This window comes from Christensenella massiliensis (genome assembly GCF_040409835.1).
Classification (GTDB): domain Bacteria; phylum Bacillota; class Clostridia; order Christensenellales; family Christensenellaceae; genus Christensenella; species Christensenella massiliensis.
Genome location: NZ_CP117826.1, coordinates 1,001,656 through 1,017,758, shown reverse-complemented (window position 1 = coordinate 1,017,758; position 16,103 = coordinate 1,001,656). Strand labels below are relative to the sequence as shown.

Genomic DNA, 16,103 nt, shown 5'->3' with positions numbered 1-16,103 from the left:
GTTCCGTCCTTCCAAGCAGGAGGACGGAACGAAGTTATAACGATACGGCGGAAAATAAGAAAAAGGAGACGAAGCAATGGTAAAGATCGGGATCAGACCAACGATAGACGGACGGGAAAAGGGGATCAGAGAGAGCCTTGAGGAGCAGACGATGCGCATGGCGCATGCGGCTGCGAGGCTGATCAGCGGGAATGTGAAGGACGAGGACGGGAACGCGGTGGAGTGCGTGCTCGCAGACGGAACGATCGGCGGCGTGGCGGAAGCGGCGCGGTGCCGGGAGAAATTCGAACGGGAGGGCGTGTGCGCGACGCTGACGGTCACGCCGTGCTGGTGCTATGGGAGCGAAACGATGGATATGGACCCAAGGACGCCGAAGGCGGTCTGGGGGCTGAACGCAACAGAGCGGCCGGGGGCGGTGTACCTCGCGGCGGTCATGGCGGCGCACGCGCAAAAGGGGATACCGGCCTTTTCTATCTACGGACGGGACGTGCAGGACGCAGATGATGAGCGGATACCGGAGGATGTAGCGGAAAAGATCCTGCGGTTCGCGCGTGCGGCAGCGGCAGCCGGGCAGATGAAGGGGAAGTCATACCTGTCTGTAGGGAACGTGGCAATGGGGATCGCAGGAAGCATGGTAGACCCGGATTTCTTTGAGGAATATCTTGGGATGCGGTGCGAATATAAGGATATGAGCGAGATCATCCGGCGGGTGGAGAATGAAATCTATGACAAAGAAGAATATGAACGTGCGCTGGCATGGGTCAAAGAGAACTGCAAAGAGAATGAGGATATCTACAACGGAGAAAACGGACACAGCCGGGAGCAGAAAGACGCGGAGTGGGAATACTGCGTAAAGATGGCGCTGATCGTGCGTGATATGATGCAGGGAAGCGAGGCAGTGAAAGCAAAAGGCTGGAATGAAGAAGGAAACGGGAATAATGCAATTGCGGCCGGTTTCCAAGGTCAAAGACAGTGGACGGACTTCATGCCGAACGGTGACTTTATGGAGTCTATCTTGTGCTCTTCTTTTGACTGGAACGGGATCCGCAAGCCGCTTGTGGTGGCGACGGAGAACGACTGCCTGAACGGTGTGGCAATGCTGCTGGGGCATCTGGTGACGAATACAGCGGCAGTATTCAGCGATGTGAGGACCTACTGGAGTCCGGAGGCGGTGAAGCGTGTGACAGGCTATGAGCTGGAAGGGCAGGCGAAGAACGGGATCATCCATCTGATCAACTCAGGAGCAGCTTCGCTGGACGCATCGGGCGAGCAGGAAAAGGACGGGAAACCTGCGATGAAGCCGTTCTGGGAGATCACGGAGGAGGAGGCGCAGAGGTGCCTTGATGCGACGAAATGGACGCCTGCGAATGTGGGATATTTCCGGGGAGGAGGATTCTCCTCGACGTTCCTGACGAAGGGGGATATGCCTGTTACGATGTGCCGTATGAACCTTGTGAAAGGGCTTGGGCCGGTGCTTCAGATCGCGGAGGGGTACACGGCAGCGTTGCCGGAGGAAGTGAACAAAGCGCTTTGGGACAGGACGGACCCGGGTTGGCCGTGCACATGGTTCGCACCGGTGCTGACGGGCGAGGGAGCGTTCCGGGATGTATACAGCGTGATGTCGAACTGGGGAGCGAACCACGGAGCGTCGGTATACGGGCATGTGGGAGCGGAGCTGATCACGCTGGCGAGCATGCTGAGGATACCGGTGAGCATGCACAATGTGAGCGGGGAGCGGATATTCCGGCCGGCGGCATGGAACGCGTTCGGCACACAGGACCGGGAGGGTGCGGACTACCGCGCCTGCAGGACTTATGGCCCCCTGTATAAGTGAAACAGTATTTCCTTCCTGTTATATATAGCTCCAACAAGAAAGGATGCGGCAATAAATAGGCCGCATCCTTTCTTGTTGGAGGAAGAGGGCGTTTCAGCAGGAGGTTTGACAGACTATAAGAGGCAAGAAGCCGGACAAAAATTTGTGCATGAAATGCTCTGCCATTTGTAAACCGGATATGATAGGATATAGGATAAGCAAAGAAGGAGAAAACAATATGGAATGGATATTGATTTTAACGGCCCTTGCCGTGCTCGTTATACTCTGTGCTGTGATCTTGCTGCGGCAGAAAAGGGAAACGAACGATGATGCGGCCCTGCGGACAGAACTGATCAATCAGTTTCAGCTTTTGTCGGGCATGGTGCTCGATACCGTGGATAAGGCGTCCGCGGCGAATGGCAGAAACATCGGGCTGCTGCGGCAGACAGTGGAGGAAAAATTGGCGGAGATCCGTATCTCAGTGGACCAGAAGCTCGATACTACATTGAGAAGCGGACTTACGACTTCCTTTGCGCGTGTCAGCGAACAGCTTCAGCAGGTCTACAAAAGCATGGGAGAGGTGCGTGCGCTCACCAATGGGGTGGGCGATTTAAAGCAGATACTTTCGGGCGTCAAAACGCGTGGAATATGGGGAGAGGTGCAGCTTTACCGTCTCCTTTCGGACTTCCTTTCCCCCGGACAATTTATAGAAAATGTGCGTATTGCGAATGATAGTACAGTTGAATTTGCCGTGTGCATGCCAAGCGACGAGGGCGAAAACATCCTGCTTCCCATTGACTCCAAATTCCCGATGGACCGTTATGCGCGCGTAGCGGCGCTCGCGGAAGCGGGAGACGGGCAAGCGCTCGCCGCAGCACAAAAAGAGTTTGTTCAGGCGATCGTAGCTGAAGCAAAAAAAATCAGCAGCAAATATATCCGGCCGCCTAAAACGACGGATTTTGCAGTTATGTTCCTGCCCTCCGAGGGATTGTACGCAGAGGTGATCCGTCTTGGGCTTGTGGACAGGCTGCAAAGCAAATACCGTGTGATGGTTACAGGACCGTCCACGCTCGGTGCTTTTCTGACCAGCCTGCAGGCAGGCTTCCGCACCTTATCGATTAGAGAGCATTCCGCCGCCATAGAACGGATGCTTGCGGAGATCCGAAGCGAGTTCGACGTGTTCGCGGATACGCTGCGTAAAACACAAAATTCTCTTGCAGCAGCTCAAAATCATTTGGATGCGGTTCAGAAACGTTCTGCACGAATCAAAACAAAGCTTTCGGACGCGGCGGGAACGGAACTTTAACGTTGACATTGTTACTGCATTTTGATATATTAAAACCATAAAACTGCATAGAAAAAGGCAGGGGAGCCGCCGTAAGCGGCTGAGAGTAAGCAGTAGCTTAGACCCTTGAACCTGACCCGGTTAATACCGGCGGAGGGAGCACAGATTTTGTTGGAAAAATCCTTTCCGTATGGCCGCGGAAAGGATTTTTTTAACGGGAATCGATGCGGTGCTTTTTGCTATGCGAGTTCAGAAAAGAGGGAAGAATTATGAGTGGAAAAATAAAAAGGTATGCGTGGCAGCTAAAGGACATTATCATGATCGGAATACTCGGCGTCCTGTTTGCCCTGATCTATCTGGGGGCTTTTTACATTGGCATGGCATTGCAGGGAGCGCTGACACCGTTTGGGCTTGCGCCGTTTGGACTTGAATTCATGTATGGCGTATGGTTTATGGCGGCGACGCTCGCGGCGTTTATCATGCAGAAGCCGGGTGTTGCGTTTGTAACGGAGGTTTTGGCGGCGTTTCTCGAGCTGTTGATGGGAAACTTCCCAATCGTGATCACGACGGGGATCATTCAGGGCGCAGGACTGGAGATTGGCTTTGCTGTATTCCGCTACAAGAAATATAATATGTTGAGCATGTGCGTATCTGCTGTATTTGCATGCATCCTGAGTTTTATTTGGACATATTTTACGAATGGATATGCTGCTCTGGAGGTCGGAATGCTGGTCGGAATGTTTGCGGTACGACTCGGTACATCGCTCCTGTTTGCCGGCGTACTCAGCAATCTGCTTGGAAAAGGGCTCGCGCGCACGGGCGTTCTGAAGGGCTATCCGGTCGGCGCGAAATATGTTCATCAGGATATTATGGACGACTAAAAAGGGAGAAATACAATGAAAACACTTCACATGGAATTGGATTGGTTCGCCAATACGAACCACACAGGTTTTTATGTGGCGCTGAAAAAGGGCTACTATCAGGATATGGGTATCGAATTGAAAATCAAGGGAGAATTCGGCGGCTGCGGGCACCAGTTTGCCGGAGAGCCGGACATCGTAGTCGCGCCGGAACCCGCGATGCTCGTCTATATGGATGAAACGCCGGAGGAAGAGCAGGTGCAGGCCATTGCAGTGCTCACACAGGTGAATGATTCGGGAATCATTTCCCTCAAGGAAGAGGGGATCACACGTCCGCGCGCGCTGGAAGGGAAGCGCCTCACGCACTGGACGCCGGAGTGGTTCCATAAGGTGATCGGCTACGCAGTAGAGGAGGATGGCGGCGACTATTCCAAGGTAAAACTGGTCAATAAGGACGTAGGAGATATTGCAGAAACGCTCGGAAACGACGGCGACGCGGTGTGGATCTATAAGAACTGGGAATGGTTTGTAATGAAGCACGCACATAAAGACTGTAATTATTTTGCCCTTGCAGATTTCGATCCGGTGCTTGACTTCTGTGCGCCTGCCGTAGCGGCAAAGACAAGGCTGATCAAAGAGGAGCCGGAAGCGATCCGCGCTTTTGTGAAGGCGAGCGATCAGGGGTTCGTCGACGCAGCGAGCGATCCGGAAGAGGCTGCTAAGATCCTGCACGGCTATACGCCTCATTTTGCGCTCGATCTGCTTGTGGAAAGCCAGCAATATATTTCCGGGCTTTATCTCAATGAAAACGGGCGCTGGGGCACGATACGGCCGGAACGCTGGGACCGGTTCAGCGCGTTTATGCAGGAAAAAGGGATGACGAAGAAAAATATTTCGGGAGAAAACGGCGGATATACGAATGCATTCCACGATTGAGCCGGGCGGGATACGGTGCGAGGGCCTCACATTCCGCTATATGGAAACAAGCAAATATAAGGTCGTGGACCATACGGAACTTGCGATACCAGAGGGACGGGTCACGATACTGACCGGCCCGTCCGGCTGCGGCAAAAGCACGCTTCTTTATTTGATGGCCGGGATATATCCTCAGAATGCGGGTGTAGTAGATGAGGGGCGCGTCACGGTAAACGGAAAGGAGCTCGGCAGTCTCTATCCGCACGAACGGGCGCCGGTCGTGGGGATGATGTTCCAGAATCCCGACCTCCAGTTTTGTATGGATACAGTGGAGAACGAGCTTGCATTCTGCCTTGAGAATAAAGGCGATGAGCCTGCGGGAATGCGGAAAAAGATCGGGGAGGCGCTTGATTTCTGCGGTATCAGGCATCTTGCGGAACGGTCCTTTCATACGCTGTCCGGCGGGGAAAAGCAGAAGGTTATGCTCGCGTGCGCTGTTCTGATACGGCCGCAATGGCTGCTTCTCGATGAACCGTTTGCGAATATCGATCCGGATTCCGCGCGCGGGCTGGTGGAAAAGCTTGGCCAGCTGCATCGGGAGCGGGGAATGAGCATCGTAGCCGTAGACCATCAGTTTGCGCCATGGCTGCCGATCATGGACGAAGCAATTTTGCTGGAGGAGGGGGCCCGCGCAGCGATACGCGGCATCATGCGGGAAAACCTCGCGGAGCACGAAGCGGATTTTTGCGAGCGTGGGATCGCCTTTCCGGGACGGCCTTACCGGGAAAAGCAAAAAGCGAACAGGCCGGATATTCCGGTGCTGAAGCTGCGCGGTGTGTGCGCAGGCTATGGCGGGGAAAGCATTTTGCATGATCTGGATGCGGATTTTTACCGGGGAAAGGTGCACGCCATAACAGGCGCGTCCGGCAGCGGAAAAAGCACGTTGTTTTCTATCCTGTGCCGCGTCATACCCTATAAGGGAAGCATTCGTCTTGAGGACAGGGAATTAAAAGCCATCCGCAGGAAAACGATGGCACACCGCTTGGGCTTTGTATTCCAAAATCCGCAGGATCAATTTGTCGCGCAGAGCGTATACGAAGAAATGGCCGTCAGCTTGCGGCAGACCTATCAGGGGGAAGAGCTTGAACAGAAAATCAAGGAATATCTTCAGGAGGTAGGCCTGTGGCGCTACCGCAGGATGTCTCCCTTTATGCTCAGTCAGGGTCAGCAAAGGCGGCTTGCAGTCGCGGCTCTGCTGGCATACGATTGTTCGGTGCTCGTGTGCGACGAGCCGACGTATGCACAGGATGCGCGTTCCCTTCAGGCAGTGATGGAGCTCTTGATGAAGCGCGTAGAGGAAAACGGCCTCACTCTCATTTTTTCAACGCACGACAGGCAGCTTGCCGCAGATTACGCGGATATATGGTATGTGCTTGAGGACGGCAAACTGAAGCGGAGGATGGATGTATGAAAAAGATCAATCCTTCATGGAAGCTGATCGGGGTCCTTGCACCTATTGTGATTCTCGCCTTTTTCTACAACATTACGCTCAATTTTGTTATTTTCGGCGGGTGCCTGATCGTTCTTGCATTTTCTAAAATACGGTGGAGCACGGCCCTGAAGATCATGATCCCTGTTGCCATACTGGCTGTAGGCATGTATGTAACGGGAATGAAATTTCATGCCGGGGCCAATATTGGGATAGGAACGAGCGAGGGCTTTCTTTCAGATGTGGCGGTGGAAAACGGGCTTCAGCTTGGAAGCCGTGTACTTGCGTTCGCAGGGCTCGGGCTGCTGTTTGTGACGACGACGGATATTATGGAGCTGGTACGTTCACTCGAGCAGCAGCTTCATTTTCCCGTAAAGTTTGTATATGGGCTGCTCGCCGCGTTTCAGATACTGCCGAATATGCAGCAGGAGTATCGGAAAACCAAAGCCGCGTTCTGGGCACGGGGCGTATATCCGGCGGCGGTGTCGCCGCGGCTGCTCGTACCGCTTATGGTCAAAGCGGTACGCTGGTCGGAGGCGCTTGCTGCGGCTATGGAATCCAAGGGGTTTGATGAGAAAGCGCAGCGGACGATTTACCGCAGGATTCCTGTGCGCCCGGTCGACTATGCATTTCCTTTTTTGACGACCGGGCTGCTCATTCTCGGACTGTTGTTTCTATGACAAAATCAATAAGGCGCTGAGGGCTATTACTGTTCGGCGTCTTTTTTAGTCTGTCTTAAAAACACATACCGTTCAGGAGCGGAAAGATCGTCCCGATAGGAATAACCGAGACGGTCGAAGTGTTTTACGTCTTCCGGTCTGCGAATATCGTTTTCCGCCATGAAACGCACCATTTCGCCGCGCGCCATTTTTACATAAACGCCCTTTTCTCGTATCTTCCCGTTCTCCTGCTCTCCGAAGATGCAGGTAATATAGGAAATATCCGGTGTAAGATGTTTTTCAATGCAGCGGCTGTATTCTGCCGAAGCGAGATTTAAAATCGTGCGGGTATTCTTGGTCAGTTCCCGAAAAATGCAGTCTCCCCAAAAATCATATAAATTCCGGAACGGAAGCCCCTTGGGTTTTGCCTGCATTTCGAGCCGGTAGGGAACTACCCCGTCGAACGGACGCAGAATACCGTAAAAGCCTGAAAGAATACGCAGATGCTTCCGTACATAATCAAAATAAGTATACTCGAATATGCGGGGCGCCATATATTGATATTGGATACCTACATAAGAAAGAAGAGCAGGCGAAAGGCCGCGCAAGAGGTCCATATTGCGGTAGCGCTGAAAATTAAGAGTTGCGATCTGGTCATTACAGCAGAGCAGCTTTTTCAGTTCGGGATAGGAAAGGCTGCGCAGATAATCCAGAAGTTGCTGCGCCTTTTCAAGAAAAACGGGAGTGTCCTGAAAGCCCGGCTCATCCGGATAATATTCCATCCCTTTTGCGGGTGAAATGATAATTTTCATCATGAACCCTCCTTACAGCCATTATAACAGAAAGGACGCAGAGATAGTATTTGAAAAAACAAAAGTAAAAAAATTTCAGAAAGCCTATTGACTTAGAGTAAACTCCAAGTGTTACTCTGGATAAGAACCGAGGCATAGTAAAATATTACAATAAACAAAAAAGGGGAAAAGAGATGGAATATGCTGAATTAGGAAAATCAGGCATTCGGATCCCGCGTCTTTGCGTCGGTTGTATGAGCTTTGGAGACCCAGCGAGCCAAATGCATATATGGACGCTGGACCCACGGGAAAGTGAAAAAATCGTTAGGCATGCGATTTGGGAATCAATTTTTTTGATACTGCCAACATCTATTCTGCAGGGCCGAGCGAGGAATATCTCGGAAAGGCGATTCGGAGCAATGTAAAGAGAGAAGACGTTGTACTGGCCTCCAAGGTCTATTTTCATGACGGACATCCAAAGAAGCGATCGCCCGCGGAGAGATACTGAAAAATGAAGGGGTCGCTTCTCTTGCGAAGAAATACGGCGTTTCCACTGTGCAGCTTTGTATCAGATATGTAATGGAGCTTGGAGCGGCAGCGCTTCCCAAAGCCGGAAGCAAAGAACACATGTGGGAAACCATGAAGCTTAGCTTCAATAGTTCGCCGGAGGACATGAAAGCACTCAAAAGCCATGAATATGATACGGGATCATGGAAAATACAGCCATTTTCCGGTATTCAGCGGAAAATAGAAAGGGAAGAAAATGATGGAACAAAAGAAAACATTGGTAGCATATTTTTCATGCAGCGGAGTAACAAAAAAAGCAGCGGAAGCAGTTGCAAGCGTTGCGGATGCGGACCTTTATGAAATCAAACCGGAGATACCCTATACAAGTGCGGATCTCGATTGGACAGACCCAAAAAGCAGGAGCAGTATTGAAATGAAAGACCCATCCTCACGTCCGGCGATCGCGGAAAAAGCGGCGGGGATGGACGGATATGAAACCATTTTTGTAGGCTTTCCGATTTGGTGGTATGTCGCACCGACGATTATCAGCACATTTTTGGAGAGCTATGACTTTTCTGGAAAAACGATCGTTCCATTCTGTACCTCCGGCGGGAGCGGCCCCGGAAAAACGGACGATATCCTGCACGCTCTTTGTCCTGATTCGGTGCAATGGCGTCCATGCAGGCTGCTCAACGGGCATCTGTCCGAGAAAGAATTGCATAGATGGATCGAAAGCCTCAGCCTATAAGCGAGGAAGTTCGTTTTACATGTAAAACTGTTGTTCGAACGATCAGAATAAAACGGAAAAGGAAGATAAATCTTTTGTAGCTACGTTCTTGGCGGCGGAAGCGGTGGATAGTACAGATATTATCTGTAACTCGTTTTGTACGGAAAGCCTATAGAATAAAAAAGCCTATACGTTTCGCATAGGCTTTTTTTGATGGAGTTAGGCGTTGGACTGGATTTGAACTTTGCAATGATAAACGCCGTACCGCGGGTGCAAACTGTAAAAAACTGACGGCGGTGAACCGTTATGAACAGACTTGCGGCCTGCAAACGAACGATTGAGCCAAGTGTGACTCTTATAGAAGAGAAAGAGCAGAAAAACACCTTGTTTTACTAAAGCTAAAAAAATAAGACGGAGCAAAGCGGATTTGCTCCGGTGCGGCGGAGGAGGAAGGGGTGCGGGTCAGAGCGTGGAATCCGCGCATAAAGAAGACCATGGGCGAACGAGTGCGATCCGGATTTCCCTACCGAACTGCTGGCAGACATGAAAGAGGTCGCAGCGTATGAATTGAACTACACGGCGATACATAAATGGTTGCCGTAGATGGAAAGCAGCATTTGGAAGCCGGCGGCGCTTACTCCAAAGCTCGAAGAATCTGCTCCCGTTCTCTGCTGCCATTGGTGGGAAGCCGTAAAAAAGGAATCTCATATTTTTTCAAAATGGAGTCCTTAAGTGCATCGCGCCGAAGCTGCTCCGGCCTGTTTTCATGGAAAGCAAAACCATCCACTTCCACCACTAATTTGCAAGACTTATCCTGCTTATAATATACGACAAAATCCAAAGAAGCACGGTTGTTGACGTAAGCCAATTCTTCGTCACTGAGATTTTCTACGGTATTTAAGAGGTTACGCAGCAGCATCCCCTGTGCGTAGTTAAAACGATTATACTGCGGCTGTGTGAGAATTTCCTCCAGCAGCACACGGAGCGCCTCTTCTGACTGGTACCGTGCCGCCGAGTCCATCTTGGCTTTCAAAGGGAGCAGCTTTTTGGAATACTGTTTGTACAACAAGTCGAAAACCGATACCACCTGACTTTCGATAACATTTTCATCGAGCGTACTGTACTGCATATAGCGAATCAGATCGCCGATGTTCTTTCCCTTTTTATAAAACAAATCATGATCCGTAACCAAAACAAATTGCCTGACAGCACGGGATACAGCTACATTTACCATATGAGGATCGTCCACGAATTCCAAACCTCGCTGCCCCTGCCATGAACCATCCAATACGGTGGACAATATCATCAAGTCTTTTTCACGTCCCTGATACTTGTGGACAGTATCACTTTCAATCCCGGCCGGCATCAGGCCGCTGGCAAGATTCGCCTGCTTACGGTACGGTGTCACAAAGCCGATTTGGCTATTCTCGGTTGCGAGATCAGGATTTTGTAAAATTTCTTCAACCGTTACATCCAGTTCCCGCTGATTATATGTTCCTTGTTTTTCTCCACGCGTAACTCTGCGCATATGGTTTCCTTCTGCCGTTTTATACAGTACAAGCGGGGTACGTGACAAATCTGGATTAGTATAAGGAATCAGCTTGCCGTCATAATATTTTTGATTGCAAAATTCGATGATTTGAGGGTGACAGCGGTAATGCTCCCGGAGAACCACGCGCGGCAGATGCTTGCCATATAACTCGATGACAGAGGACAGGATGCTGTGGTTAAAATAGTTGTATACAGGTTCCGGCGGAATATTTTTCAACTGCGGTTGAATTTTTTGATCGGTTATTTGAGGAAGCTGTTTTGTGTCGCCCACCACAATGACATTGCGGCAACAGGAAAAAGCCAGTACGCCGGTAATCAAGTCTACCTGTGATGCTTCATCGATAATGACATAATCAAGCAAATAGTTCTGTGGAATGGAACGGCGTAAAGCATGCGTCGTGCTGAGAATAATGGGATAAGCCTCAATAAACTGCCGGAATTTTGCCTTAAAGTTCTTTTTCGTAAAGCTGCCGGCGGTTCGTCCGCCATGACTTTGATACAGACACTTGCGAAACAGTTTTTCGGAAACATGTTGATGCTGTTCCAGTAGTGCGTCAAACGATGTGCCGTTCAACTGATCTTCCAAAGATTCGACATCGTTCTCCAGTTTTTGAATTTGTTTTTGGTAGAATACCCGTTCAAGCAACAGCAACACAGAAGCCTCCTGCCGCTGTAGCTTTCGGAAAGCTCCTCTGTATTTTATGAGCATTCTCAGTTTATACATCAGCTTTTCCGTGTACTCGCGTTCTTTCGCCAGCGAGGTTTCCGCAAGGAAAGAAATAATCCGGTCTGAATTTGCTCTTAACAGGGGAAGTTTTTCAATTTCAACTACATTCTGACGACTGTAATATTCGTTAAAATGCTCCTGCTCCAATTGCCATGCCCGCAATTCCTGTTTCAGTTGGGCTCTTTTTCTATCGAGCTTCAACAGGGTATTCAGTCGCACATTCAGGCTTTCAATCATTTGGACAAGCTCTTTCTTCTCTTCCGGACAGTTCCAATCATCCGTATGGGGCACCGGCAGTTCGGCGAAGAAAGCATCTTGATTTTTCTTTTTCCCAAGCAACGCTGTAAGAAAACTATACCCTTTCTTCGTCATTTTCTCAATAACATTCTTGACCGCCTCGTTGTTGTTGGAAACCACCGCTACACTTTTCCCATGGATAGCCACAAGATTCGCCAGGATATTTAAAATTGTTTGTGTTTTTCCTGTACCTGGTGGTCCCTCGATCACAGACATGGAATGGGTAAGGGCATTTTCAAGCGCAGATTTCTGGCTGAGATTAAAACGGAACGGAAAAATAATGCCGTCCATAGGCGGCGTTCTGTTTTCAACGGGCTGACGATTCAAATATTGTCCTAACACGCTTTCCGGATGAACAAATGTTAGCTGATCCATCTCCTGCTTTAAAAATGCTTCCTCCGCCGGATCGTTTGCTGTGCACCTTGAAATCTCACGCAGATACGCCAAGATTTGCTGAACATTTTTATCGGAGGAACCATTTTCCACAAGCGATAGCTCTTCGGGCTTTACTGATTGCATGGTACCGTTTTTTTGAATGATCCGTATGCGGTTTTTGAAATCAAGTATAAGCCGGGGGTCATAAACGGGCATCCCGTTTATATAGGCCACCCTTCCGTTCAGGTCGATGTTTTTGGGGTTTTCCAGAACCAGCACATTCGCCGAATTATAAGAATAGGAACGTCCGCCAATATATGTTACCTGTGTTTTCCGGCTTGCGGTGTCAAAGGAAACAGCGGCAACCGTCTCCGTTTTATCCTCACCTCTAACAAGAATCATTGTTTTTTCTATGTCCATACTGTCATGTCCTCTACGAGTCTTATACTTTTAAATAAAGTAAGAATATCACTTCAACAACTTGAACCTTGTCCGGAACCGTTTCAATTATCCAGTCGTTGTTTCGATGGAACCCATAACAAACTTTGCCGAAAATCTAAGATAATTTCATATCACGGTTTCCTTCCGGAATTGTATCATTAATTTGCGTTTTTTAACAATAATATAAAAGTAAATATTAGTGGATTTATGATTTCATTTGTCTTTTATCTTATGACTATGGCCCGCAAATTAATTATATAAAAGAACAGAATAAAAAACGACCTGTTTTTCATCAAAATCAAGCCACTATCAATACCATAATTCTATTTTTAACCTATTAGTTGATAAAAGAAGAGACAAACCTACTCTAAAACAAGTTTGCCTCTTTTTGGCGGAGGAGGTGGGATTCGAACCCACGTGCCCGTTAAGGCTACACGATTTCGAGTTTTATCGCCGTCTGTTACTTACATGGTTTCTCCTGTCAGTTTCAGTCAGCCTTGTACGCCCGCAAACCCGCATGAAATCTGGATTTTTTGAAGAAATCGCCCGAAAATACTGAGAAATCGCCCATCGGTTCCAATCAGCGATTTTTCTGCTTTTGGAAAGAACTGCGGAAAGAACGGAAAGAACAAAAATCAATAGGCAATACACGGACAGTTCGAATGCCGACAAAGCTTATCAAGATATGAGGTGTATTGTCATGAAAGAAAACGCAATCAACTGGGACGATGTCCCCGATGTAATTACGAAAGATCAGCTGTATCGCATTTGCCACATCAGCAAATCCACCGCCCTGTACCTGCTCCAAAGTGGGAAAATCCCCTGCGAGTACACGGGCAGGAAAACACGCTGCTACAAAATCAAAAAAGAGGATGTGATCGCCTATCTGGAAAACCGCAAGGTGTTCCCCGAAAGTTACTCCGCCCCGGCGGGCTGGTACAAGGGCGATTATACTGTCCAGATGGAGGAACAAGTTCCCCCAATCGTGCGGGAGCATTTGCGGCTGTATTATACCGAGTTGCTCTCCAACTATCCCGACGTGCTGACCACCCAAACGGTTTCCAAAATCACCGGCTACGGAAAAACTTCAATCAACAACTGGTGCAATCAGGGACACATCAATTCTTTCCGGAAAAACAACGTCAACCACATTCCGAAGGCTTATCTGGTGGAGTTTTTCTGCTCTACCTACTTTCGCACCATCACCCGCAAATCGCCGTGGCACATCCGCACTCTGCAAGGCTTTTCAAGCTGGCGGAAAATCCGTGACCTGCACACGGCAGAAAGCGAAGGAAGTGCAGAGTAATGGCAAATTTCTTAGAAGAGCTGTACTACGGAAATGTTGATCCGCAGGCAAGAGGATACCGAAAGGGCAGTCATACTCTTAAGGTTTCAAAAAACATAAACGAGCTGGAAGAAAAGCTGACCGAGCGTTTAAGCGGCGAGGACAAGGCGATGTTCCTCGATTTCTGCAATGCTTATGGCGAGCTGATGGGCGAAAGCGGTCTCGATTCCTTTCTCGTCGGCTTCCGCCTCGGCGCAAAAATGATTTTCGATACCTTTTGCAGCGATGACGCACCGTTTGAAAGCTATCTGAAAGACTAAAAGGTCTGCTGAATCGAAATTTAGTCAATTACGATTGACTAAATTGTAGTTGACGAATTTTATCAATATATAACGTGCGATAATCAAAATCGCACATTCGAAAAGCAAAGCTTCCTTTGGTACAATGATGGTATCAAAGGAGGTTTTGCATTATGGCTAAAACAATATTTGAACAAACGGGCGGCACATACACCATGCAGGGCGACTATTGTTTGCCTGATCTTACATTACCAGCCGAAGAAGAACGCCCCATCGGCGTCTGGGCACACCGACGCCTGCGGTATCTAAAGCAGCACCATAAAATCCTGTACTACAATCTGCTCACTTCCGGCAAGCTCCACTCCCATCTCGGTGATGTGGAGGAAGAAGCGCAATCTCTTTTTCTTCGGCTAGTCAAAGAATACGCCGAGCGTGAAGGCGTAACCGAACAGCTGAAAGCGGAAAATCCAATGGAGTGGGTGCAGAAAGTGAACAACATTCGCAGCCGTGCGGCGGAAACCGTTTGTGCCGACTTGATTTTTGCGTAACAACAGAGAATAATCAGTAAAGAAATTAGTCAAGCGTGATTTGCCGAATCATACTTGACTAATTTTAATTTTGTGGTATACTATACTCAGTGAATTTATGGCAGATGGGAGGATACCGCCATGTTTATCGGCAGAGAGCATGAACTTGCGGCGCTGAATAAGTTATACGCATCGGATAAGTTTGAATTTGTTGTCATTTACGGTCGCCGCCGTGTCGGCAAAACGGCGCTGATCAGTCGCTTTATAGAAGATAAAAACGCCATTTATTTTATGGGCGTCGAGAGCAACGCTAAGCAGAACCTCGAAAATTTCAGCAAGAGCATTCTAAGCTTCCACACCGGCATGGAGGCTGAAACCTCTTTCCTATCCTTTCAGGCGGCTTTGGAGTATGTGTTCAAGTTGTCCGAAAAAGAACGGATTATTCTTGCAATCGATGAATACCCTTATGTCGCCCGTTCATCAAAAAGCCTCGCTTCCACCATTCAGCTTTTGATTGACCAGTACAAGGACACCTCCAAGCTGATGCTGATCCTTTGCGGCTCGTCCATGTCCTATATGGAAGACCACGTCCTTGCCTACAAAGCGCCGCTTTACGGCAGACGGACAGCGCAGATGAAAATTCTCCCCTTTGATTTCGATGAAACTTGCCATTATTTCAAAAATTTCACCGATGAAGAAAAAGCCTATGTGTACGGCATTGTCGGCGGTACACCCCAGTATCTGCTTCAGATGAGTGATAAGCTGAGCATTGAGGACAATATTAAAAACACATTCCTGAATCCCAACTCCGCCCTGTTTGAAGAGCCGGAAAACCTGCTCAAGCAGGAGGTGCGGGAACCGGCGCTCTACAATGCCATCATCACGGCGATTGCCACCGGCGCTTCCCGTATGTCGGAGATTTCCGGAAAGGTTGGAGAAAGCACCAATATTTGCTCCGCCTATGTGAAAAACCTGATCTCCCTCGGCATTATTGAAAAAGAGACACCATACGGTGAAAAAGCATCCCGGAAAGCGATTTATTCAATTGCGGACAATATGTTCCGCTTCTGGTATCGTTTTGTGCCGGAAAACAATTCAATCATCGCTCGTGGCGCTGCCGACTTGGCATACAAACGTATCGAGCCGTATCTGTCCGATTATATGGGCAAGGTATTTGAGGAAATCTGCAAGCAATATCTCTGGAAGCTGCTGCTCTCCGGCGAATGTCCGGTGGAGTTTTCCTCTCTCGGACGCTGGTGGGGCAACAACCCTAAAGAAAAGCGTCAGACGGAGATTGATATTCTCGCCGAGCAGGACAAAAACACCGCCCTTTTCGGGGAGTGCAAATGGACGAATGAGAAAGTCGGTCTCGGTGTTTTGGAAACACTCATAAATCGCAGCGAGCTGTTTCCCTACAAGAATGTCCAATACTACCTCTTTGCCAAAACCAGCTTCACCAAAGGGTGTATAGACCGTGCAAATGAGATGGGGAATGTGACGCTGGTGAGTTATGAAGATATGGTGAGTAAATGAAATAAAGTGCACTCACATTAAA

The 16,103-nt window shown here is 49.0% G+C and carries 14 protein-coding genes, 1 pseudogene and 1 riboswitch; of the genes and pseudogenes, 13 read left to right on the top strand and 2 right to left on the bottom strand.

The window, feature by feature from the left end; translation table 11 throughout:
- Positions 1 to 76 precede the first annotated feature (76 nt).
- The 6 genes from PUP29_RS04870 to PUP29_RS04845 all read left to right on the top strand — a co-directional run bounded on the left by PUP29_RS04870 (position 77) and on the right by PUP29_RS04845 (position 7,042).
- Positions 77 to 1,834: an L-fucose isomerase gene (locus tag PUP29_RS04870; protein WP_353422785.1), complete on the top strand. Its 1,758-nt coding sequence runs from the start codon at positions 77 to 79 to the stop codon at positions 1,832 to 1,834.
- A gap of 217 nt (positions 1,835 to 2,051) precedes the next feature.
- Complete coding sequence (locus tag PUP29_RS04865) at positions 2,052 to 3,119, top strand: DNA recombination protein RmuC (RefSeq protein ID WP_353423929.1); 1,068 nt, start codon at positions 2,052 to 2,054, stop codon at positions 3,117 to 3,119.
- Between the two features lie 49 nt (positions 3,120 to 3,168).
- A riboswitch (TPP riboswitch) is annotated at positions 3,169 to 3,274 on the top strand.
- 93 nt (positions 3,275 to 3,367) lie between these two features.
- Complete coding sequence (locus PUP29_RS04860; protein ID WP_353423928.1) at positions 3,368 to 3,979, top strand: ECF transporter S component; 612 nt, start codon at positions 3,368 to 3,370, stop codon at positions 3,977 to 3,979.
- 15 nt (positions 3,980 to 3,994) lie between these two features.
- Positions 3,995 to 4,894 carry an ABC transporter substrate-binding protein gene (locus PUP29_RS04855; RefSeq protein ID WP_353423927.1) on the top strand — a complete coding sequence of 300 codons (900 nt, stop codon included), beginning with the start codon at positions 3,995 to 3,997 and terminating at the stop codon, positions 4,892 to 4,894.
- Positions 4,878 to 6,344 (top strand): ABC transporter ATP-binding protein, encoded by a 1,467-nt coding sequence (locus tag PUP29_RS04850; RefSeq protein WP_353423926.1) that lies wholly within the window; start codon positions 4,878 to 4,880, stop codon positions 6,342 to 6,344. The genes PUP29_RS04855 and PUP29_RS04850 overlap by 17 nt, the downstream gene beginning before the upstream one ends.
- On the top strand, positions 6,341 to 7,042 hold the full coding sequence (locus PUP29_RS04845) for an energy-coupling factor transporter transmembrane component T family protein (protein ID WP_079546883.1): 702 nt from the start codon (positions 6,341 to 6,343) through the stop codon (positions 7,040 to 7,042). The genes PUP29_RS04850 and PUP29_RS04845 overlap by 4 nt, the downstream gene beginning before the upstream one ends.
- Before the next feature lie 26 nt (positions 7,043 to 7,068).
- Here PUP29_RS04845 and yaaA read toward each other — a convergent pair whose 3' ends face one another.
- Entirely contained in the window at positions 7,069 to 7,833 is a 765-nt protein-coding gene (gene yaaA / locus PUP29_RS04840; RefSeq protein WP_079546884.1) for a peroxide stress protein YaaA, read from the bottom strand.
- Between the two features lie 173 nt (positions 7,834 to 8,006).
- Here yaaA and PUP29_RS04835 point away from each other — a divergent pair.
- The 3 genes and pseudogenes from PUP29_RS04835 to PUP29_RS04825 all read left to right on the top strand — a co-directional run.
- A pseudogene (locus PUP29_RS04835) lies at positions 8,007 to 8,302 on the top strand (aldo/keto reductase); the annotation flags it as partial.
- Positions 8,299 to 8,679, top strand: coding sequence for an aldo/keto reductase (locus PUP29_RS04830; RefSeq protein WP_353424059.1), 381 nt, complete (start codon positions 8,299 to 8,301; stop codon positions 8,677 to 8,679). The pseudogene PUP29_RS04835 and the gene PUP29_RS04830, both read left to right, overlap by 4 nt.
- Positions 8,576 to 9,067 carry a flavodoxin gene (locus PUP29_RS04825; protein ID WP_079546885.1) on the top strand — a complete coding sequence of 164 codons (492 nt, stop codon included), beginning with the start codon at positions 8,576 to 8,578 and terminating at the stop codon, positions 9,065 to 9,067. The genes PUP29_RS04830 and PUP29_RS04825 overlap by 104 nt, the downstream gene beginning before the upstream one ends.
- 613 nt (positions 9,068 to 9,680) lie before the next feature.
- On the opposite strand, the gene PUP29_RS04820 is transcribed toward PUP29_RS04825, so the two are convergent.
- Complete coding sequence (locus PUP29_RS04820; protein WP_353423925.1) at positions 9,681 to 12,416, bottom strand: AAA domain-containing protein; 2,736 nt, start codon at positions 12,414 to 12,416, stop codon at positions 9,681 to 9,683.
- A 721-nt stretch (positions 12,417 to 13,137) separates the two neighbouring features.
- Here PUP29_RS04820 and PUP29_RS04815 point away from each other — a divergent pair.
- The 4 genes from PUP29_RS04815 (at position 13,138) to PUP29_RS04800 (ending at position 16,081) form a co-directional block, all read left to right on the top strand.
- A complete protein-coding gene (locus PUP29_RS04815) occupies positions 13,138 to 13,743 on the top strand; it encodes a helix-turn-helix domain-containing protein (RefSeq protein ID WP_353423924.1) in 606 nt (201 codons plus the stop codon).
- Complete coding sequence (locus PUP29_RS04810; RefSeq protein ID WP_353423923.1) at positions 13,743 to 14,042, top strand: DUF6809 family protein; 300 nt, start codon at positions 13,743 to 13,745, stop codon at positions 14,040 to 14,042. The genes PUP29_RS04815 and PUP29_RS04810 overlap by 1 nt, the downstream gene beginning before the upstream one ends.
- Before the next feature lie 152 nt (positions 14,043 to 14,194).
- Positions 14,195 to 14,569 (top strand): TnpV protein, encoded by a 375-nt coding sequence (locus PUP29_RS04805; protein WP_353423922.1) that lies wholly within the window; start codon positions 14,195 to 14,197, stop codon positions 14,567 to 14,569.
- A 120-nt stretch (positions 14,570 to 14,689) separates the two neighbouring features.
- A complete protein-coding gene (locus PUP29_RS04800; RefSeq protein ID WP_353423921.1) occupies positions 14,690 to 16,081 on the top strand; it encodes an ATP-binding protein in 1,392 nt (463 codons plus the stop codon).
- The last annotated feature ends 22 nt before the right edge of the window (positions 16,082 to 16,103 follow it).